Annotated in this window: 20 protein-coding genes and 1 tRNA gene; 8 read left to right on the top strand and 13 right to left on the bottom strand. The window is 44.6% G+C overall.

Going from position 1 to position 19247, the window contains the following annotated elements; translation table 11 throughout:
• Window positions 1–43: 43 nt before the first annotated feature.
• The 3 genes from E7008_02025 to galE form a co-directional block, all read right to left on the bottom strand.
• Window positions 44–1174: a hypothetical protein gene (locus E7008_02025; protein MBE6456699.1), complete on the bottom strand. Its 1131-nt coding sequence runs from the start codon at window positions 1172–1174 to the stop codon at window positions 44–46.
• 380 nt (window positions 1175–1554) lie between these two features.
• On the bottom strand, window positions 1555–3603 hold the full coding sequence (locus tag E7008_02030) for a hypothetical protein (protein MBE6456700.1): 2049 nt from the start codon (window positions 3601–3603) through the stop codon (window positions 1555–1557).
• An 85-nt stretch (window positions 3604–3688) separates the two neighbouring features.
• The gene (gene galE, locus E7008_02035) at window positions 3689–4711 is read right to left on the bottom strand and encodes a UDP-glucose 4-epimerase GalE (protein MBE6456701.1); all 1023 of its coding nucleotides are present in this window, start codon (window positions 4709–4711) and stop codon (window positions 3689–3691) included.
• 153 nt (window positions 4712–4864) lie between these two features.
• On the opposite strand from galE, the gene E7008_02040 reads away from it, so the two are divergent.
• Window positions 4865–6454 (top strand): phospholipase D family protein, encoded by a 1590-nt coding sequence (locus E7008_02040; GenBank protein ID MBE6456702.1) that lies wholly within the window; start codon window positions 4865–4867, stop codon window positions 6452–6454.
• Window positions 6455–6479: 25 nt separating this feature from the next.
• On the opposite strand, the gene E7008_02045 is transcribed toward E7008_02040, so the two are convergent.
• The gene (locus E7008_02045; protein MBE6456703.1) at window positions 6480–6812 is read right to left on the bottom strand and encodes a hypothetical protein; all 333 of its coding nucleotides are present in this window, start codon (window positions 6810–6812) and stop codon (window positions 6480–6482) included.
• 98 nt (window positions 6813–6910) lie between these two features.
• On the opposite strand from E7008_02045, the gene E7008_02050 reads away from it, so the two are divergent.
• Window positions 6911–7870, top strand: a complete 960-nt coding sequence (locus E7008_02050) for a DUF3419 family protein (protein MBE6456704.1) — start codon at window positions 6911–6913, stop codon at window positions 7868–7870.
• 7 nt (window positions 7871–7877) lie between these two features.
• On the opposite strand, the gene E7008_02055 is transcribed toward E7008_02050, so the two are convergent.
• A tRNA-Arg gene (locus E7008_02055) sits at window positions 7878–7953 on the bottom strand.
• A gap of 96 nt (window positions 7954–8049) precedes the next feature.
• On the opposite strand from E7008_02055, the gene E7008_02060 reads away from it, so the two are divergent.
• Window positions 8050–8988, top strand: coding sequence for a ketoacyl-ACP synthase III (locus tag E7008_02060; GenBank protein ID MBE6456705.1), 939 nt, complete (start codon window positions 8050–8052; stop codon window positions 8986–8988).
• Window positions 8989–9010: 22 nt separating this feature from the next.
• Complete coding sequence (locus E7008_02065) at window positions 9011–9301, top strand: integration host factor subunit alpha (GenBank protein MBE6456706.1); 291 nt, start codon at window positions 9011–9013, stop codon at window positions 9299–9301.
• A gap of 27 nt (window positions 9302–9328) precedes the next feature.
• Here the strand turns inward: E7008_02065 and E7008_02070 are convergent, their stop codons facing one another.
• The 5 genes from E7008_02070 to lysS form a co-directional block, all read right to left on the bottom strand.
• The gene (locus tag E7008_02070; GenBank protein MBE6456707.1) at window positions 9329–9757 is read right to left on the bottom strand and encodes a hypothetical protein; all 429 of its coding nucleotides are present in this window, start codon (window positions 9755–9757) and stop codon (window positions 9329–9331) included.
• Window positions 9681–9983: a hypothetical protein gene (locus E7008_02075; GenBank protein MBE6456708.1), complete on the bottom strand. Its 303-nt coding sequence runs from the start codon at window positions 9981–9983 to the stop codon at window positions 9681–9683. The genes E7008_02070 and E7008_02075 overlap by 77 nt, the downstream gene beginning before the upstream one ends.
• Window positions 9984–10374: 391 nt before the next feature.
• A complete protein-coding gene (locus tag E7008_02080) occupies window positions 10375–10716 on the bottom strand; it encodes a cold shock domain-containing protein (GenBank protein ID MBE6456709.1) in 342 nt (113 codons plus the stop codon).
• A gap of 159 nt (window positions 10717–10875) precedes the next feature.
• Complete coding sequence (locus E7008_02085; GenBank protein MBE6456710.1) at window positions 10876–12276, bottom strand: hypothetical protein; 1401 nt, start codon at window positions 12274–12276, stop codon at window positions 10876–10878.
• A gap of 17 nt (window positions 12277–12293) precedes the next feature.
• A complete protein-coding gene (gene lysS, locus E7008_02090) occupies window positions 12294–13769 on the bottom strand; it encodes a lysine--tRNA ligase (protein ID MBE6456711.1) in 1476 nt (491 codons plus the stop codon).
• A 491-nt stretch (window positions 13770–14260) separates the two neighbouring features.
• Between lysS and E7008_02095 the strand changes: the two genes are divergently transcribed.
• Window positions 14261–14650 (top strand): hypothetical protein, encoded by a 390-nt coding sequence (locus E7008_02095; GenBank protein ID MBE6456712.1) that lies wholly within the window; start codon window positions 14261–14263, stop codon window positions 14648–14650.
• A 27-nt stretch (window positions 14651–14677) separates the two neighbouring features.
• Complete coding sequence (locus E7008_02100; GenBank protein ID MBE6456713.1) at window positions 14678–15328, top strand: hypothetical protein; 651 nt, start codon at window positions 14678–14680, stop codon at window positions 15326–15328.
• 98 nt (window positions 15329–15426) lie between these two features.
• Here E7008_02100 and E7008_02105 read toward each other — a convergent pair whose 3' ends face one another.
• The gene (locus E7008_02105) at window positions 15427–15762 is read right to left on the bottom strand and encodes a hypothetical protein (protein MBE6456714.1); all 336 of its coding nucleotides are present in this window, start codon (window positions 15760–15762) and stop codon (window positions 15427–15429) included.
• A gap of 386 nt (window positions 15763–16148) precedes the next feature.
• On the opposite strand from E7008_02105, the gene E7008_02110 reads away from it, so the two are divergent.
• The gene (locus tag E7008_02110; GenBank protein MBE6456715.1) at window positions 16149–16598 is read left to right on the top strand and encodes a division/cell wall cluster transcriptional repressor MraZ; all 450 of its coding nucleotides are present in this window, start codon (window positions 16149–16151) and stop codon (window positions 16596–16598) included.
• Between the two features lie 615 nt (window positions 16599–17213).
• Window positions 17214–17864, top strand: coding sequence for a hypothetical protein (locus tag E7008_02115; GenBank protein MBE6456716.1), 651 nt, complete (start codon window positions 17214–17216; stop codon window positions 17862–17864).
• A gap of 28 nt (window positions 17865–17892) precedes the next feature.
• Here E7008_02115 and plsX read toward each other — a convergent pair whose 3' ends face one another.
• Both plsX and rpmF read right to left on the bottom strand, forming a co-directional pair.
• Window positions 17893–18957, bottom strand: a complete 1065-nt coding sequence (gene plsX, locus E7008_02120) for a phosphate acyltransferase PlsX (protein MBE6456717.1) — start codon at window positions 18955–18957, stop codon at window positions 17893–17895.
• Window positions 18958–19030: 73 nt separating this feature from the next.
• Window positions 19031–19180 (bottom strand): 50S ribosomal protein L32, encoded by a 150-nt coding sequence (gene rpmF, locus E7008_02125; protein MBE6456718.1) that lies wholly within the window; start codon window positions 19178–19180, stop codon window positions 19031–19033.
• Between the last annotated feature and the right edge of the window lie 67 nt (window positions 19181–19247).

Here is a 19247-nt window from a genome sequence, read left to right on the forward strand (position 1 = left end):
AAAAAAAATAACAACACAAAAATTCCCCCAAATGGGGGATTTACTACATAGTCTTTTGATTTAGTTTTAAATCAATAGCCAGGTTTTTCGCCATTTCAACACGCGACATTGATACAGATGGGGTGGCGTCTGTTATTATCGGCATATAGTTATCCATATCAAAACGGCCAAAATAACGGTCTCGCGCCATACGAACCAATGTCGTATGCGGGTAAGTTGCCAACATAACCGCCGGTGTTTTTTCATCTGAAATGAATTCAATCAGTTCATCTGACGGCATGGATTCAATGCGCTTTAACTCAGCCGCATATTCAGCGCGGGCAATTTTACGCGTGTCGGCGGCAAAAACATTCGACACATCATAGGTCTTGAATATATCGCCCAGGTTTTCACGATTGTGCCCAACATAGATGTGACGACCGGTGGAATCTGGAATAAATTTACCATCGTCCAGACGACCACGCCCCAGATACATAACGGCGTGGAATTTGCTGCGACTGCCGCGATAGCGCGGAACAATCAAGATAGCCCCCGCATCCAAACCATCGGCACTGAAATTACGGGATGCAAATTTTTGTACATGTTCCGCACGCACAGAATCAGGCGTATCGGCATTTACACGATTACGCGCCAGATATTTATCCAACGCGGCATTATATGCAGAATCAGTTTCATGCATCACACCGTTGTGAATACAATCCGGAAAATCGGGCGTATTATACTTTTTATCCATATGATATTTAAAACCCACACATGCGGTGCGTGCGCCGTCGGGGATAATCGTTATTGTATCACCCATTTCGTCCAATGCACGCGACAGATGTGTATATTGCCCCCATACGCAATGCATGCCAACGGGCGCGCCCGGCAATTCACGGCGCACCGCGGCGCGATAACCACTGCGCCCCATCAGGGGGTGTAATTTTTCCTGGGCGCGCAACATGTTGGACACGTATATGTCACGCAGGCTGTCGGCCTTGGTATCCAGGTAAATTTTATTTATCTTGTTTTCAACCGATATGTCATAGCGCAACGTACGCATATATGACACCCGATGTGTGTTATTAGTGGGGATCAAGGTGGCATCCCCATCATTTTGCGCCGTCGTCAGCCCCGGCCCAATCATTAATGCCGCACCAGAAAAAATATACGGCAATGTCCACTTCCATTTCATATAAACACCTTTGCAATCAAACAGACACAATAAACATAATGCATGTTTATACGCATCTAATTGTTAATATTCGTTTTTATTTTGATTGGTTCGTCACATACAGAAAAATTGCGACGTACATTCAGACATAAATGCCCCGACTTGCCATAACATCATAAGAACCGGCAGCCCGCCCCGTTTCCAGGGAACCAAAGTTTGTATGTACAATATACTGATAAACACGGGTTTTGTCAAGTCCATCACTGTGTTTTTTTGCTAGTTTGCAGTTGTAGACCCCCTCTTCGTTAAAACTTCGTGGGACGGGTATATGGCACTGCGATAAATAAATGCGGAATAAAAAATCCCGCCGGATGGCGGGATTTTAATTATTCATCGTCACCTTAAAGTTCGCCCAACATTGTTGAAACCCAATTTTTCGTCTGTGTTGGATCTGGGTCTTTGGTTGTATCACCATTTACAGACATACATGTGCGAATTTGGGCGCGACATGCGTTTATTGCGATATTATTACTTTTTTTGTAATTATTCGTTGCTAAACATGATGATACATCAGTTATGCAATTTTCAGCATAGTCGGCAATAACCGCATCCTGGGCAACCTTGATCTTGGTCAATGTGCGTTGCAGGTATTCCTTGACCACGTCATTGGCTGGGTTATATGTACGGTTGGCTGCAGTCGTTCCAGTGTATGTATAATCCTGGCACTTGTTCAGGACGGACATACACATACCATAGTTTTTGCCATCTTCGTTATAACCGATTTTGTACAGCAAATAGTTTGACATGATATCAGAGGTCTGTTTCTGCGCGGTCGTCCCAACTGTTTTGGAAATATAATCCGCCAGTGTCCCCTTGTCGTTATCGGTGCCGAACGCATACTTGTTGGTATCATAGAACCATGTACTGTACAAGGTTTTGGATGTACCATAATCGATACCAGGAGCTGTCAACGCAGTTGTACTTACCACATAACCCGGGGTTGAGCCGACAACGATTTCGCCGTCAACGATATATTTACCCGTTGGGTCAAGGCAGTATTCATAATCTGTACCGCAGACATAGTCGTCCTGCATACAGGAATCCAGTGCATTTACGCAACCACGCAGGTCATATGAATTCTTCTGTTGTGCGACCATCAAACGTGCACGTTGCAGTACACCCTTGGCATTGCGGACAGTTTGATTCATTTCTTCGTTCGTGTCGGTCAAACTGCGTTCATATGCGATACACTGTTTATCAATTTCCAGGTCATATGAATTTGTGATAACGGAAATATCAACACCCTGGGCCGCACAGCTGTTCAGAACCGCCGCCTTGCACCGCGTTGCCGCCGTTTTATACAGGGTTTCGCCACGCTGGTTGCTGATGGATGATGTGTCCGCCGTTGTTGTGCCGAACAATGACGCCAGGTCAAAGCCAGTGCTGTCGATACTGAAATCCAACAGGCCAGACAAATCGAATCCCATGCCCGCATCGGATACAGTCGATGCTGATCCACCCTTGACATCAACAATTAAATTCTTGATTCTGTCCAAATCGTTTTTCAACTGGGTATTATCCTGGGTTGATTGCATTTGGATTTCAGCCTCGGTCTGGGTGAATAATGTTTCAATTTCATCCGCCGACAGGCCGATATACTGAATCTGTTGGGCAACATCCTGTAATGCTTCGGTTGCAGCCTTTAACGCTTCTTCTGTCTTGGCATAATTTTTGATATTTTTCGAACATGAACAACGTCCCTGGTTATCGTCCAGAACATTACAGAAGTTATCCATACATGATGTATATTGCGCCTTGCAAAAATCGGTGATTTGCGCCAATTCGTCCATTGTTTGTGTTGCATCCGCCGCAGATTCAGCCGTTGTCACAACATTAGATGACGTCGATGATATTGTCGGGATACGTGCACGAACCGCACTGGCACGGGAACTGACACGACCGGTGTACAATGGTGTGTTTACGGTATCCGTCTGAACAATAGACGCACGGGCCGCCGTTGTTGGCGCGGACTGCATTGCGCGACGCGTTGTCGCAATTTGTTGTGTGCCGTTTGTCGCACTGCGCGCAGCACGCGTTGAAACACGCGAAACCGTACCCCGGGCCGACGCATTCGTCGCCGTACGCGCCGTCACAGCATTTGACGTCGTACGATTTGACGCCGTCACACGACCCACATTGGCACGCGAAGATACATTCGCAGACGCAGTCGATGGCACAGCACGCGACGCATTACGATTCGCAGTACGTGGATTTACCGAACTGGGCTGGGCCACAGGGGCAACAACCACCGTTTCTGTTGCGGCATCGATTTCTTCGCCCGATGGTTCTTCGTCAGAATATTCAATCACACCGTCATAGAAAACGGGCGCAACCTCAGCAAATGCGGGCAACACCAACAATCCACTAAGCACGGCAATAAATCTTTTCATGGTAAATCCTTCCCTTCTATTACACATGATTTTATCATATCTGTAAATTTATTACAAATGAAAAAATCGTGTTTTTGCGGTATTTCTATTTTATTCCGGATACGTGTTTCTGCCACCGCCAAGCGGATGCCAACGTTTCATTTAGCGGAACAACCGCGCGCCAATTCAATACACGCGACGCCAAATCACAATTTGCCCAGATGGCCGGAACATCGCCGGCGCGACGCGGCGCAATCCGATACGGCAAATCAACCCCGGTCGCATCACGGAATGCGTTTATCAATTCCATAACGGACGCGCCCCGCCCCGTTCCCAGATTGAATACGCCAACACCCGTCGCACCCGATAACATATGACGCAATGCCGCCACGTGCGCATGCGCCAAATCGTTTATATCAATGTAGTCACGCACACAAAATCCATCGGGCGTATCATAATCATCACCAAAAACATTCAAATATTCGCGAATCCCGGCCGCGGTCTGGGTAATATACGGCATCAGATTATTCGGCACACCGTTGGGCAATTCGCCTATTTCCGCCGATGGGTGTGCGCCAATTGGATTAAAGTATCGCAACAGTGTGGCACTGATTTGCGGGTATGCGCGCACCGTATCGCGGATAATGTTTTCGCCCATAACCTTGGTCGCGCCATATGGGGATGTGGCCGGTTGCAGTGGGGTCTGTTCGGTAACAGGAAGTTTTTCTGGCACACCGTACACCGTTGCCGATGACGAAAAGACAATGTTTGGCACGCCAAATTCACGCATCAAATCCAGAACATTTATCAGACCGCCCAGGTTGTTGCGATAATACAACAGTGGATTTGATACGGATTCGCCAACAGCCTTGAACGCGGCAAAATGAATCACACCGACTGCATCACGATGCGTTGCAAATGCAGAACGCAGCGCGATAATATCTGTGCAATCCACATTTACAAATTCTGGGCGCGTGCCGGTAATGCGCGCGACACCGTCCAGTGAATCAATCTGCGAATTGGACAGATTATCAAATACCACCACATCAAAACCAGATTCAATCAACGCAACACAGGTATGCGAACCGATATAGCCCGCCCCGCCGGTAACAATTATTTTTTGGGACATAAAAAAAACTCCTTTGGTTTAATTATAGCGTGGCATATAGACAAGGCAAAGGTAAATATTCCCAATTTATTAAAAAATATAATGAATTTTTGTTGCGGGTGTGTTATTGTTTGACTATAATCGTCAAAAAAAATTAAGCAAAGGGGTATTTGGTTGTCGATATTAAAAAAAGTTGCGGTTTGGATTTTGGCATTGCCCCTGATGGGGTGCACAACCGTGCCGACAACAACACGCGATACGCGCCTGGGCGAATATACGCCCAAGGTTACATCCACAGACTTTGAATACGACCCATATGACACCCCGATTGCACAATGCTATGCGAATGAATTGGCGGCCAGCGATGACACGTCGGGCGCGACACTAATCGAAGATGGATTGTCGGCGTTCGTCATTCGTTCGGCGTTCGCGCGTATGGCGACCAAGACGATTGATTTACAGACATATATTTACAGTAACGATTTTTCATCCAAGGTTTTAATTGCAGAACTGAAAAGCGCGGCCGACCGCGGGGTCAAGGTACGCATACTGTTGGATGATTACGGGACAAAATCTGATATCGTGGATGTAATGCTGTTGAATCAGCACCCGAATATAGAAGTGAAAGTCTTTAACACCGTCGCCAACCGTTCGAAACTGTTATATTATCCCCAGTTTTTGACAGACTTTAATCGACTGAATTCGCGTATGCACAATAAACTGTTCATTGTGGATAATATCGCATATATCACCGGCGGTCGTAATGTGGGCAGTAATTATTTCTATCCGGAAACAGCGTCGAACTTTTCAGACACAGACGTTTTGTTTATCGGTGACATGACGCACTTTGCCACCGACAGTTTTAATGAATACTGGAATCATCACCTGTCTATTCCGGCGTCAGTGTTCCCCAAGGCAAAATCTAAAAAAGCGTTAAAAAAACTGGAAAAATCATTCGCAGAAATTGAACGGCGCGCATCCGAAGACGTTCGCAAATATAACACCATCATCAATATGGCAATGCGCGAATATAAACAAAAACGATTTGATTTCAGTTGGGGACGCGGAAAATTCTTGGCCGATCCGCCTGAAAAAGTCGAAATGACCATGGATGAAAAAGAAGCGTATCGTGGCGACATTGTTCGCGCGTTGCAGCACCTGTGGAACAAAACACGTAATTCCGTCTATTTGTCGGCGGCGTACTTTGTGCCGGGACAAGGCGGACTGGAACACATGCTGGGCGAAGAAAAGTCCGGGGTGCATATGACGATTGTAACCAATTCTTTGGCGTCTACAAACGCGCCAACCGTTTATGCAAAGTGGGAAAAATACAGAAAACAATTAATCGAATCTGGGGCGGAAGTGTACGAATTCATGGTGTCGGCCGAAAATCTGCGGGGCAAAGAACACGACCGTGAACGCAAACAGTCCAGTTTTTCGGTCCTGCACAGTAAAACCATGGTGTTTGATGATGATATTTCATGGATTGGCAGTTTTAATCTGGACCCGCGCAGCGCGTACTACAACACTGAAAATGTGGCGATTTTTGAAAGTCGCGACTTTGCCAACAAGTTGCGTGAAATGATTATCCAAGACACCCAGACATCGTGGCGCGTTACACTGGACGATGATGGCGACCCGGTATGGACGGGGTCGCGCCCGGGGGATGAAAAACCACGGGTATACAAACATGCGCCGGATACCAGTTTGTTGCGCAGAATTTGGAAAAATATTAGTAATTTAGTGCCAGAAAAGTTCGTATAAAAAATCCCCACATTTGGGGATTTTTTTAATGCGTATGTGATGCGATATGCAAAATCAGACTGACAAAAAATAACACTGTTATAATACTAACAACAATCTTTTGCGTGCGATGCGATTTATTGCCACCGCAATGCGCGCACGCACAACGGCAATCACGCCAAACCAAATACCAAGACAATACCAGCATACACCCAGAAAATACAAACAACCATGGTTCTAGCCAATGTGGTAAAACATGGAAATGTGCAGCGTCCGGCGCAACCAACCCAATAACCGCCAACAACATTGGCAGACCACAGCAAAATATATGTGGCAATATCGTCGCAAAAATCCCAATCTTAACTGCTTTGTTTTTCATACATAGTTCCTTGGTCGTATGGGCAATTATATATTTTTTTATAATCATAGCAACCAATAAAATATTGACAATATTCCGATAAGTGATATAAATCGAACATGACAGATTTATCAGAAGCAGATTTTTTTTCAACGCGTGCTTTTCACGACCACGACCCGGTCTATTTATTCACAAATGAAAATATATACGGAACATTGAAAACGGCCGGCGATATATCAAATAAAAAAATTCTGACCGTTGGTGCGTCGGGCGATCATGTGTTTGAATCATATTTGCTGGGCGCAAAGGACGTTCACACATTTGATATAAATTCCAGTCAAAAAAATGTAATTGAATTAAAAAATCATATGATTCGCGAATTGTCATATTCAGATTTTATGGATTTCTTTTTCAGTCGCAGAAACTTTTTTAATCAGAAAATTTTAGCACCAATCAAATCAAAATTTTCAGGTGATTTACAGGCGTTTCTGAAAAAATGTACTGTTGGTGACACACGTAAAAACTTTAAATACCGTGCCGCACACACAAGCCAATATGACATCACCAAATTACAATACATTGCAAGTAAATCTAATTTCAATACCGTTCGCGACAGATTGCCCGAACATATACCATTTAAACACTGTGATATATCGACTGTGTACTGGGCGATGCAGAACAATGTACAAAAATATGGCACACACTATCTGGAACACGCAAATATTCCATTTGAACAAAGTAGGCCTGAATTGCACGCGGATTTTACAGAACGATATGATTTAATTTTATTATCAAATATTTTTTCATACTTATATGGCGATTCGTACAACCCAGAAGAAAGATTAAAACGAACCCAGCGCAATGTGCTGGTGCCACTGATTGCGAATAATTTATCCGAAAATGGGCGCGTATATTTTCATTATGATTGGAATGGGAAAACGGCGGAATGGGTAAACTTTTTGCATTACTTTCAATCCAAATATAACACCACGGTGCAGTATGTGGCACGTACGGTTGACGGCGCATTTCATGATTACAAATTCGATATGGTTTTATACGCCACACGAAAGCAACGTTAACAAACAATGGCATCCCCAGCAGGACTTGAACCTGCATCTAATTCTTAGGAGGAACTTGTTCTATCCGGTTGAACTATGGGGACGGGTAAACGGTGATATTTTATTCCCAACAAAATAATATTGCAAGCCAACATTTGCAACGATATAATGCGTGGGCAAAAAAAAGAAAGATTCAGGAAATGGGCAGCAGACTTGTCGGATATGGTTCTTATTTACCAGAACGCGTTATGAAAAACGCGGACTTTGAACGTGTTATGGACACAACCGACGAATGGATTGTCACACGCACAGGGATTCGCGAACGGCACTTTGCGGCGGAAAACGAAACCGTGGTTGATATGGCAGTAACAGCCGCCACGCGCGCGTTGGACAACGCAAATTTATCCATTGATGATATTGATTTGGTTATTGTCGCAACAACGACACCGGAACTGGATTTCCCGTCCGTTGGGGTTCAGGTTTTGGGACGACTGGGGGCGACACACAACATACCGGCGTTTGATGTACGCGGGGCGTGCACGGGGTATATTTATGCGCTGCATTGCGCACGTGCGTTCTTTACCGCAGGGATTCACAGACGCATTATGATAATTGGCGCGGAAAAGATGACCCGTTTTGTTGATATGACCGATCGTTCAACCGCCGTTTTGTTTGGCGATGGCGCAGGCGCATTGATATTTGAACATTCATCGTCCAGTTATTCAGGAATTATCGATACCGTCGTTATGGCCGATGGGCGCGATTTTGAATGCCTGCACGGAACAGACGACCACAAGATTTCTATGAACGGACCAGAAACATATAAAAAGGCCGTTCAATGTATGCCCGATGCCGCGCGATATATTATGGAACACGCCGGTATTACCGCGGAAAATGTTGACTGGATTATTCCGCACCAGGCAAACCTGCGTATTATTTCCAGTTGCGCGGAAAAGTTAGAATTCCCAATGGATAAAATTCTGGTGACGGTGGACAAGCACGCAAATACCAGTGGCGCATCGGGTGTTTTAGCATTGGCATATGCGTTTGATAATGATATTATTAAACGCGGACAGTTAATTTTATATCCCGCGTTCGGCAGTGGGTTGACATGGGGCGCGGCTTTGATTAGAGTTTAAGAAAAAAAGTAGAGGTGTAAAAATGGCAACAATAACAAGAAGTGATTTTGCAAACAGACTGCGGGAACGTTTTGGACTGACGACTGCGGATGCATATAAAATGATTGATGTGGTGTTTGATGAAATTCGTGATGCACTGGTCAATGGCGAAGAAGTTAAATTCGCAGGATTTGGCAGTTTTAAAATCTTGGAAAAAAATGCGCGTATGGGACGCAATCCAAAAACAGGCGAAAGTGCAATTATTTCTGCACGTCGTGTTGCAACATTCCGCCCCAGCAACGAATTCCGCGAACGCGTCGCAAACAAGCAATAAATAAAAATCCCGCAAATGCGGGATTTTTTATTCAACATAGTATGAATCCTGGCCACACACATATGTACCGGTTGAATCCGTCCAAGATGTCTGTTCCGCCGGGATATAACATCCAGAAATATCCTTGGTTGCGGTTGATGCGGTTGTACCCACAATATCACCCGACGGCGGACAGGTTTTACATGCAGTCTCTGTTCCAGAATCTGGCTTAAACGTGCCAATGGGGCATGGCTTGCAGTTGCCACTGGCCAGATAATACCCCGCATTACAAGATGTATAGACGGTTGAACCTTCGCAATATGTTACTTTTAAAGCACCAAATGCGGATACAGAATATAGCATTGGAATAATAAAAAATATTTTTTTCATAGCGCCCCCCCTACAACTCAAATCCTGCTGGGCATAGGCATGTACCAGTATATTTGCGACGATTGTAATAGCCACTGCCCACATCATCTGAAAAAGTCAAAGACGTATCTGTTGTGTATGAACCACTGCACAAAGTTGTTGCGGATGAATTACTTGAATCACAACATACATAGCAATTACCGTCCGCACATATGGTGCATCCCTGTGCAGCACAGGTCGAACCACTTGGGACCGAACAAGTCGCGCATTTTGCATGTACATCCGGCATATAAAATACCGACAGAAAAATTAGTAAAAGTAGTTTTGTTTTCATATTACCCCCGTTTGTTTTTTGGTTAAATCCCATCTGCGCCACAGGCCAAGTGGGACGAACAAAAAAACCATCAAAATTTTTTGATGGTCAGGAGGTTCAGAACAATCTTTGGAATTGTGTGCTTATTCAATATATTCGCAACCCTCCTGACCCCGTGGGTTCAGGAGTTATTTTCACCGGAACACAAAAAAAGACGCATTTTGCGTCATTAATAATCTATTCCGACGCCAAAGCAGAGGTTCTGACACCCCATCAATGCAAAATCACATCGACGCGTGTATTATATGATATAAATATGCCTTTTGCAAATAGTTAGATAAATAAAAGTTTAACGAAGGATTCTTGGCTCAAAAAAAATCCCCCAGATGGGGGATTTTTGTTTTATAAAAATTTATTTTTTCCAAAATGCAAAACCGCGACGTGTTGATTTTTCTTCGCGCTGTTTGCGATCTTCGACCGCGCGGCGGCGTTCGGCACGACGTTCCTGGAAACGACGGGCGGATTCTTCGTCACGTTGAATAACCGCGATTGTTGTTGCGGATAATTTTCCATTGCGAACTTCTTCTTCGAATTCGACAATGTCGTTTTCATTCAAAAATCTGATGCCGGCGGCCTTTAATGAACTGGAATGAACAAATACATCATCTGTGTTGCCATCTGCGTTTGGGGTGTCGGGACTAATAAAGCCAAAACACTTTTTACCGTTATACCATTTTACTTTTCCTTGACGCATAATCCTATCCTTTCCTTATGCTGTTACGGTTCTGCGAAGCACATTCAGAACCTGATTTAATTTTGACAGTTTTGCACGATTAAAGCAAGGGGAATAAAACACCCCTGGCAATGGGGCGTTTTCGATACAAGAGACATCAAATATGAGATATGACCGCGATTATTTTTTATAATAACGCTGAACTTCGTTCATAACAAAGTTAAACAATTTGCCCGCCTGGGTGTCTGATGGCACTGCCCAATCGCGCTGCATATATGGCATCGCCGCAATCAAGACAAAGCGCGCCATAAAGTGGAAAATTCGTGATTCTTGGTGCTTGGACAATTTTGCCGGGGCGTTTTGAACATGAAAAACTTCGTTTTCAATTGCGTCGTCTAACTTCTCGTTAATATTATCCAAAATCTTTTGCGGATAGTACAGGCGACATTCCTTGGGGAAGCCTTCGAACATCGATACATCGTTGTTGCGCGAATATAAAATGTTCCAGCCAACACGGTCGAACAAATCCGACAGACAGTCACAAATCATAAGGTTGTATGTCTTGACGCCGTTTTCCATGTATGTTGCAAGGCGCGCTTCCATATTATCAGATTTGGCACACTTCTTTTTACGCGCCGCTTCGTAGACATCGTGCGTCTTGCTTTCGAATTCAAAGAATGTACGAACCTGGCAGATAATTTCCATTGGAATTATGTTTTCTGCATTTGGGCCGATGTTCAAAATAATCTTGGCATCGCGATAGTTGCGTGGATTTTTCATATTATAAAACGTGTCGCGAACCGCCAAAATGCGATCTGGCATCATTTCATACAGGCGTTCAATAAACGTACGTGCCTGGGGGATTAAATCAAACAGACATTTAACACGCCACACATCTTGCAGTCTTTTGCGTGGCGGCGCAATTTTATCAATCGCACGAACCAAATCCACCGCAATTTTTTCATGACCACGCCCGATTATGGACAACACGGTTTCTGATGCCGCACTGATGTATTTTTCAGAAAATTTTTGACGGATTTTTTCCGCAATCGCACGCGCCGACGCATCACGTTCATGCGACGCCAATACATGATACGCAGCATCCGCCACATCGTTGACATAATCTGTGTAATATTTGCCAGTAATCTTGTCCAGGGCACGATTAATATTCTTTTGCGCGCCAACAATAACCGTCACAATCGAAGACACCGCCAGGTCAACACGCTGGCCCACGGCACTGGTAAAAAACTGGTTACGCATGGGGTCGGCGTCCAGACGGTGATTTACCACATATGGCGATAACGGATTAATGTCCGATATGCGAATTGGGGCATCAACCGCACTGTTGGTTTCATAGTCGTACTTCATAACCGCGGCCTTGGGCGCGCCAAAGCATTTGCCCAAAACATAGAACACTTCGCGAAACCAGTGCATACTGTTTGAATACAGCCCCTTTAGGTATTCGCCCGCTTCGTCATTTATGCGACCGTCGGCAATTGCACGATTTATTATTTCTTGGTTTTTCCGGTCGTTGTCGGCGGCAATATCTTGCGCCCAACTGTCCGACCCAATATAAGACATTTTATCCCCCCGTGTGTTTACTTCATTATTGGGAACAAGATTACGTCGCGCAGGGTTGGCTGGTCAAAAATAATACTGGCCAAACGATCTACGCCAACGCCAACACCGGAAATCGGTGGGAAACCATGTTCCATTGCGCGGACAAAGTCATTGTCGGGGTTAAAGGCTTCTTCGTCGCCGTCGGCGATATTGCGCGCCTGTTCTTCGAATGCGGCCAACTGTTGAATTGGGTTAACTAATTCCGAATACCCCTTGCATATTTCAGCGCCACAGACCAACAATTGGTACATATCAATGCGACGGTCGTCGTCGTCATTACGACGTGCCAGTGGAACCATGTATGCAGGATAATTATACAAGAATGTCGGATTTACAATGTCGCCACGGATTTTACGCTTGTACACATAGTCAACCAGGGTTGGGATTGACTTTAAATCTTCCAATTCCGACATCGGGAACATGCCGGCATCAACCAATTTTTGACGCAGGGCATCAACATCATCAAAATCCAAAATGTTACAACCAAAGAATTCATTCATCTTGGCCGTATAGTCAATCATTTCATAGGATGAAAAGTCCAGTTTTGTGCCCTGGTATTCAATCTGTAATGTGCCACGGCACTTCATCAATAATTCCTGGATTAAATCCCATGTAAATTTGATGTTGTCGTTATAGTCCCAATACGCTGCATACCATTCAACCATGGAAAATTCTTGCAGGTGCATGGCATCCATACCTTCGTTGCGGAAATCCTTGGCAACTTCGTAGACGCGGTCAAAACCGGCACCAATTGCCTGTTTCAAGAATAATTCAGGGGAAATGCGCAACTGAAAATCCGCATCCAATGCGTTGTGGTGTGTGGTAAATGGGCGCGCCGCAGCACCAGATGCAATGTTTTGCATAATCGGGGTTTCGATTTCCAGGAATCCGCGTGCGTTCATAAAATCGCGCCAGTACTGCATCATCTTGAATCGACCCAGCAGTGCTTCGCGGGATTCGGGGTTGGAAATGATATCCAGATAACGCTGGCGATAGCGTGTTTCCATGTCGGTCAAACCGTGATATTTTTCAGGCAATGGACGCAGGGCCTTGGACAGGATTTCATATGCTGACACGCGAACCGTCAATTCGCCCGCCGTTGTGTGATACAATTCACCCGTAATGCCAATAAAGTCACCCAGGTCAACGTTCGCCTTCATAAATTTATAGTTTTCTTCGCCCAATTCTTCGCGGGACATAGAAAACTGAATTTCGCCGTTAATGTCATAGATACGACCGAACATCAATTTGCCCAACCAACGCAGTGCCGTCACACGACCCGCCAGGCGCACAGGCGTACCATCCACCAATTCACGCGCATCGGCAATTGTATGCGTACGATCAAATTTATCTTTCCAAACGACACCGTCACGCGCACGGATATTTTCAGCCTTTTGCAGGCGCGCCGTCAATTCATTGGTTGAAATTGGTGTGTTTGTTGTATTTTCTGACATTTTTGTTTCCTTTGTATTATGCCTGGTATAAAAAAACGGGTGCATAAAAGTGCGCCCGCAGTTTTGTTTCTGTTGGTCGCACCGTATCAATTCAAACGTTTAATAAACAATTTCATAATCTGTGCATCCCGTATTTTGTTGATTGCCCAATGATTATATATGCCTTTTATAAAAAGTAAAGGGAAAAAAAATGACACAATAAAAATTGCCTTTGATTTTTCGCCATACGGACTGTATAATTGCTTTTGAATCCATGGGATATTGGGTTCGGGACTTCGAAAATCCCTTATAGGTTAGATGCAAGTGTTTGCATCGCAAGAAAACAATGGCAAATGCCATTGCCCCCGACGCTGAACAGGTCGGGTTGTCGTGGTTATACAAAAGGTCTTGGACCAAAAACCACGAGGTCATTAGCCTATATGATTTTTCGAACTTCCCGACCACCAAGATTTGGTGGTTTTTGTTTAACAACAACAGGAAGGATACGAAAAATGAAAAACACAATCAAAAACATAACCCTGGCCGCATGTTGCGTGGCAACGTGCGCCATGTCCAACGTCGCCCTTGCCACCGTCGGGTGTATGACCGTACCCAGCTCATCATCATCAAATGCACCAGCCAGTTACAGTATAGAATGGTCGCGTGGCGACGAATATAGCGGTATCGCCGTATGCACAGATGAAAACCAAGGCACAAACGTGGACAGGTTGGATATAAGATTAACACAGGACCATCTGGCCGCATGCTATTGTAAATTATTGCGCCCTGTGACATCGAAATGGCACTTGGTTTCCGTTGCTGGGAGTGGCGGTGCGTCGTCATGCGTCACAAATTGCGCAGGCGACTGCCGAGGTACAAGTCCAACAAATTACCAATTTTAACAATTTACCCAAGGGAGGGGAAATATTATGAACAGAATACTTATTATTTGTGTTGGGGCAGGCACGATACTGCTGGCACACAGTCCCGCAAACGCGATGACAAAATGCTATAAAACACCAGAATGGACTTTGGACGATTCTTATCTGGATGGCAACAATAGTTATTGGGGGCTGGTTATGGGCGACGCATTTGTCGAAGGTGTCGCACTGTGCAGCAACACAACTACAAAATATGCAACAACAACAAATACATTGTGTCAATGCATCGCAACAACACCGTTTGTATCCGAATGGTTCAGCCCCGACGGATATTATGACGACCAAGGCGACTGGCAATACACCCTGGGACGCTTTGACAGTCAGTCCGAATGCGAAGACCAATGTGCATATTATTGTTCGCAAACATACAATATTTATGAGAACCATGAATACCTGCCCGTACCCGCCGATGGACACGAAACACACGCACAATGTCCGAATGGATTTTATGCAGTTTCATATAACACCGTAACGGCCGCTAAATCCAGTTGCGCCAGCGGCTATTCCACCGGAACAATTAAGTCGTGCGATGAAATTGAAAGCGACGACCAGGAATGTTGGCTGTTCAAGCCCGCCGGGACATACACGGATGCGACCGGCACATACGAATACAGCGAACCATGTCCGTGGACAGATTAAAGCAAAAAAATACACCGCGGGCAATTGCTTGCCCGCGGTGGCTCCCTTCCTTCTGGATTACCAGAAACTGTGTAACCTGATGCGCAGCCATATGGCGATTATGCCGCCATTGCAACACCGGATGATAATGTAGCGTCAACTGAATCCATTGCCTTTTTCGCTTCGGCAAAGACCATTTCTTTGACACGCAATGCCAATGCTTTTGTTTCCAGGCTTTCGGCCGCAGTATCAAAATTATCTGTACGAATCTGTAATGAAACATATGCACCAACCAATGACGCACGTGGCAAATCTTCGATTGAACGTGGTGCGTTGTTGTGACCAATTTTTAATTCATCGGCCAGGGATATAATTTGTCTGTCTTCGTTAACCCAAACTGTTGTTGTTAAAACCTGATTCAATGCAATCATAATTTCTTTGATATTCTTTGGCATGCGCGTATCCCCTCCTTCCTGGGCGTATGTTGCAAATTTCTTTCTGTTTCGATGTAAATACGTCGGTATTTACAAATCACAGAAATAATTTTTTGTTTATTGTTTCGTTTTTCCCAAAAAACCGCCAATCCTGCAGATTTCTGGGACTTTTATTTCTGTTCCCCTTGTCTATACAAACATCTTAGAACAAAAACGAATCGCAGGTCAAGCACAAAATACATTTATTTTCATTTTATTTTAATTTTTTTATTTTTATGCAACAAAACCATAAAATACCATAAAATAACCATAAATTGTCATTGACAACCATAAATTGCCGTGCTACATTCGATACGAAGCAGGAAAGGGAAACCGGGGAAAAGCCCCAAAATTAAGAAGTTCATAAAATGTCATTGTTTCTCTCATCTTATGAAAATCGTTTGGATACCAAGGGACGCGTTTCTGTACCGGCCTCTTTCCGGGCTTCGATTTCACATGAGAAATTCGCCGGCGTTGTGTTATTTCGTTCGTTCACACACAATTGTATCGAAGGTATGCCAATGTCCCGCATGGAACAAATGGCCGCCGCAACTGATAAAATGGGCGTATTCGACAGCGAACTGGACGATTTGACGGCAATGCTGTTTGCGGACGCGCGTGAATTGGCGTTTGATGTGACGGGACGCATTGTAATACCCGCCGATATGTTAAAGCATGCCGGCATCACCGGCACAGCCGTGTTTGTTGGTCGCGGGAACAGTTTTCAGATATGGGCACCGGACGCATTTCGCGCCGCCCAGGAACAGGCCCTGAAAAATTTGCGCAATGCACGTCTCAACTTAAAAATTGGTGAATAAAAAAGATACAGTTTCCTTTCTTGTCTAGTGTAAAAAAATCCCCCGTTTGGGGGATTTTTTTTAAAAAGCAAATAATGAATAAATAAAATACTTAGATAAACTTTTATTTATCAAAGTATTTATTTTTATTGGCAGGGGAAAGTTCCCCTCCTGTGGAGGGGTGGCACGCAGTGCCAGGGTGGTCTTTGAATAATGCGAAAACATAAAAGACCACCTCCCGGCTGCGCCGTACTCCTCCACAGGAGGAGAACTTACCTCTGTTCTTAATTTTTTTTACCCCGCTAAACTTTTATTTAGCGAAGTAATTGAATTTTTGTTGTTGATATCGTATAATTTATTTGAATCCACAGGGATGTGGCATTCGGGACCTGAAAAATCCCTATTGTAGCGGTGCGAATGCATCGTAATCCGACTGATGAAACAAAATGTCGGCACTGTTTGGTGCCGTGTGTTTTGTGTATAACCCGACTGATTCAACCCGGTCGGGGGTTTGTGGCGATACAACAGGGGCTTGCCCCAAAAACCACAAGGTCATTCTACAATATGATTTTTCAATCCCCGACCGCCAATTCCACGGCGGTTTTTTGTATCCAAAAAAACAAAAGGGAATTGAAAATGAAGCGTTTAATTTTATGTATGGCGACAATATTGTCGTCCACAATGGCAAACGCCGCAACGTATAACCTGAGCAGTTATTACAAAATATCTACGGACTCTGATTATAAATATTTTTCATATGGTGGCACAGGATACCGCTGTGGTTCTTATGTCTCTGATCATCAAGAGTCAGAATTCATAGATGTGTCGCATGGCCAAACGGTCAAAATAAGTGGCGACAACAATCTGTATTATTGCTGCGATAACGGTTCAAATTCTGATGGATATTGGATTGCTTTTCAAGGCGTATCATCGGTTCCAGAATCCTCGTGCAATACACAATACGAATGGAAATCATTGGGGGCAAATAAATACTGTCAGGCAACCAATACGGCGACATATGATTGGTGCGCAGATAATATCGATACCGGAATTATCTATTACCCAGTAGGCGAATGCGTATATTCGTCGGGCACATGTTCAACATTTACACACTGTGGCACGGGTTATTATAAAAATGGCAGTTCGTGTACGGCTTGTCCCGACGGAGGCACCACAGACGGATATACAAACAGCGGAAAAACCGCATGTTATATACCCGCGGGCACGGCGTTTTCAGACGATACTGGCAACGGTACATACACATCCAAATGTTATTGGACAGAATAATACATAAAAACCCCCGTTTGGGGGATTTTTATTCTTCGGATTTGATTTCGGCACGAACGTTCGATAATGCACGGGCACGTTCTTCGATTAATCCGTTCAGGTTAGCCTGGGTCAAATTGGCGGCATACTGAATCGAATTCGCAAACGCCAATGCGTCACTGTTGCCATGGGTTTTTACCGCAAACCCGCGCAGCCCCAGGAACGTCGCCCCCGCATATGAACGCGGATCGATTTTATGTTTAAGACGCTTGAACACGTGAATCAGGAAAAACGCACCAATTATCGCCAGTACGGATTTCTTGAAATTTTCAACAATAACACGCTTGACCAACTTGGCCGTTCCTTCGACTGTTTTTAGAACGATATTTCCGGTAAAGCCGTCGGTTACAACAACCTGGACACGACCGGCGCTGATATCGTTTCCTTCGACAAAGCCGATGTAGTCATATGGCAGTTTATCCTTATGCTCGGTCAAGATTTTGTTCAGATGAATCAGGGTTTCATTACCCTTGGTTTCTTCGGACCCAATGTTTAAAACCCCCAGTTTTGGCCGTGGCATGTGACCCACAACTTCGGCATAGACACTGCCCAGAATAGCAAAGTCAAACAGAATTGTTTCATCACAATGAACGTTTGCCCCCAGGTCCAGTACAACAACGCGACTGTCCCCGGCGCCCGATGGCAACATTGTTGTAATCGCAGGGCGCGAAATGCCATCAATTGTCTTTAACGCTAATTTGGACAAAGACATTAAAATTCCGGTATTGCCCGCACTGATAACTGCGGCCGACTTGCCTTCGCGGACGTCTTTGATTGCCATGTACATTGACGTGTCCTGGGCGTGACGCAGGACATCCATAACCTTGTCCGTGGGTTTAATTACGTTTGGGGCGTGTATCACTTCGCAATTACGGGCAACACGTGGGTATTTACCCAACAGTTTGCGCAGTTTCTTTTCATCGCCAAACACACGAAAAAAGATGTGATTTTCCCCGTTTTGATACAAATACTGGTTCATGCCACCCAAGACCGCATTCGGACCTTTGTCGCCACCCATTGCATCAATTGATATTACTTTTTTTTCTTCTGACATAGTCTATAAAAAAAGCAGAAAAGGCACAACAATGCGCCCTGCCCTTTCTGCCATTTTCCATTTGTTGGTTAAATTATTTTGCACCACATGCAGGACAAACGTGATGTGGACGTTTCTTTTCGCCACATGTTTTGCATACACCGCATGGCATTACAGACAATGCGTCATGTGAACGACGTTGTGCACTGCGTGCTTTACTTGTTTTACTTTTTGGCGTTGCCATTTTTTTATCCTTTTTATTTATAACTGTCCTATTTTATTCAAATCGTTACGATTTGCAAGGAAAACTT

It is taken from the genome of Alphaproteobacteria bacterium, from assembly GCA_015062495.1.
Lineage (GTDB): Bacteria > Pseudomonadota > Alphaproteobacteria > Rs-D84 > Rs-D84 > Enterousia.

What these genes read in the sequence shown, in the direction of transcription:
- E7008_02025 (MBE6456699.1), bottom strand. Translation starts at nt 1,174, where the DNA reads ATGAAATGGAAGTGGACATTGCCGTATATTTTTTCTGGTGCGGCATTA.
- E7008_02030 (MBE6456700.1), bottom strand. Translation starts at nt 3,603, where the DNA reads ATGAAAAGATTTATTGCCGTGCTTAGTGGATTGTTGGTGTTGCCCGCA.
- galE (MBE6456701.1), bottom strand. Translation starts at nt 4,711, where the DNA reads ATGTCCCAAAAAATAATTGTTACCGGCGGGGCGGGCTATATCGGTTCG.
- E7008_02045 (MBE6456703.1), bottom strand. Translation starts at nt 6,812, where the DNA reads ATGAAAAACAAAGCAGTTAAGATTGGGATTTTTGCGACGATATTGCCA.
- E7008_02050 (MBE6456704.1), top strand. Translation starts at nt 6,911, where the DNA reads ATGACAGATTTATCAGAAGCAGATTTTTTTTCAACGCGTGCTTTTCAC.
- E7008_02060 (MBE6456705.1), top strand. Translation starts at nt 8,050, where the DNA reads ATGGGCAGCAGACTTGTCGGATATGGTTCTTATTTACCAGAACGCGTT.
- E7008_02065 (MBE6456706.1), top strand. Translation starts at nt 9,011, where the DNA reads ATGGCAACAATAACAAGAAGTGATTTTGCAAACAGACTGCGGGAACGT.
- E7008_02070 (MBE6456707.1), bottom strand. Translation starts at nt 9,757, where the DNA reads ATGATGTGGGCAGTGGCTATTACAATCGTCGCAAATATACTGGTACAT.
- E7008_02075 (MBE6456708.1), bottom strand. Translation starts at nt 9,983, where the DNA reads ATGAAAACAAAACTACTTTTACTAATTTTTCTGTCGGTATTTTATATG.
- E7008_02080 (MBE6456709.1), bottom strand. Translation starts at nt 10,716, where the DNA reads ATGCGTCAAGGAAAAGTAAAATGGTATAACGGTAAAAAGTGTTTTGGC.
- E7008_02085 (MBE6456710.1), bottom strand. Translation starts at nt 12,276, where the DNA reads ATGTCTTATATTGGGTCGGACAGTTGGGCGCAAGATATTGCCGCCGAC.
- lysS (MBE6456711.1), bottom strand. Translation starts at nt 13,769, where the DNA reads ATGTCAGAAAATACAACAAACACACCAATTTCAACCAATGAATTGACG.
- E7008_02095 (MBE6456712.1), top strand. Translation starts at nt 14,261, where the DNA reads ATGAAAAACACAATCAAAAACATAACCCTGGCCGCATGTTGCGTGGCA.
- E7008_02100 (MBE6456713.1), top strand. Translation starts at nt 14,678, where the DNA reads ATGAACAGAATACTTATTATTTGTGTTGGGGCAGGCACGATACTGCTG.
- E7008_02105 (MBE6456714.1), bottom strand. Translation starts at nt 15,762, where the DNA reads ATGCCAAAGAATATCAAAGAAATTATGATTGCATTGAATCAGGTTTTA.
- E7008_02110 (MBE6456715.1), top strand. Translation starts at nt 16,149, where the DNA reads ATGTCATTGTTTCTCTCATCTTATGAAAATCGTTTGGATACCAAGGGA.
- E7008_02115 (MBE6456716.1), top strand. Translation starts at nt 17,214, where the DNA reads ATGAAGCGTTTAATTTTATGTATGGCGACAATATTGTCGTCCACAATG.
- plsX (MBE6456717.1), bottom strand. Translation starts at nt 18,957, where the DNA reads ATGTCAGAAGAAAAAAAAGTAATATCAATTGATGCAATGGGTGGCGAC.
- rpmF (MBE6456718.1), bottom strand. Translation starts at nt 19,180, where the DNA reads ATGGCAACGCCAAAAAGTAAAACAAGTAAAGCACGCAGTGCACAACGT.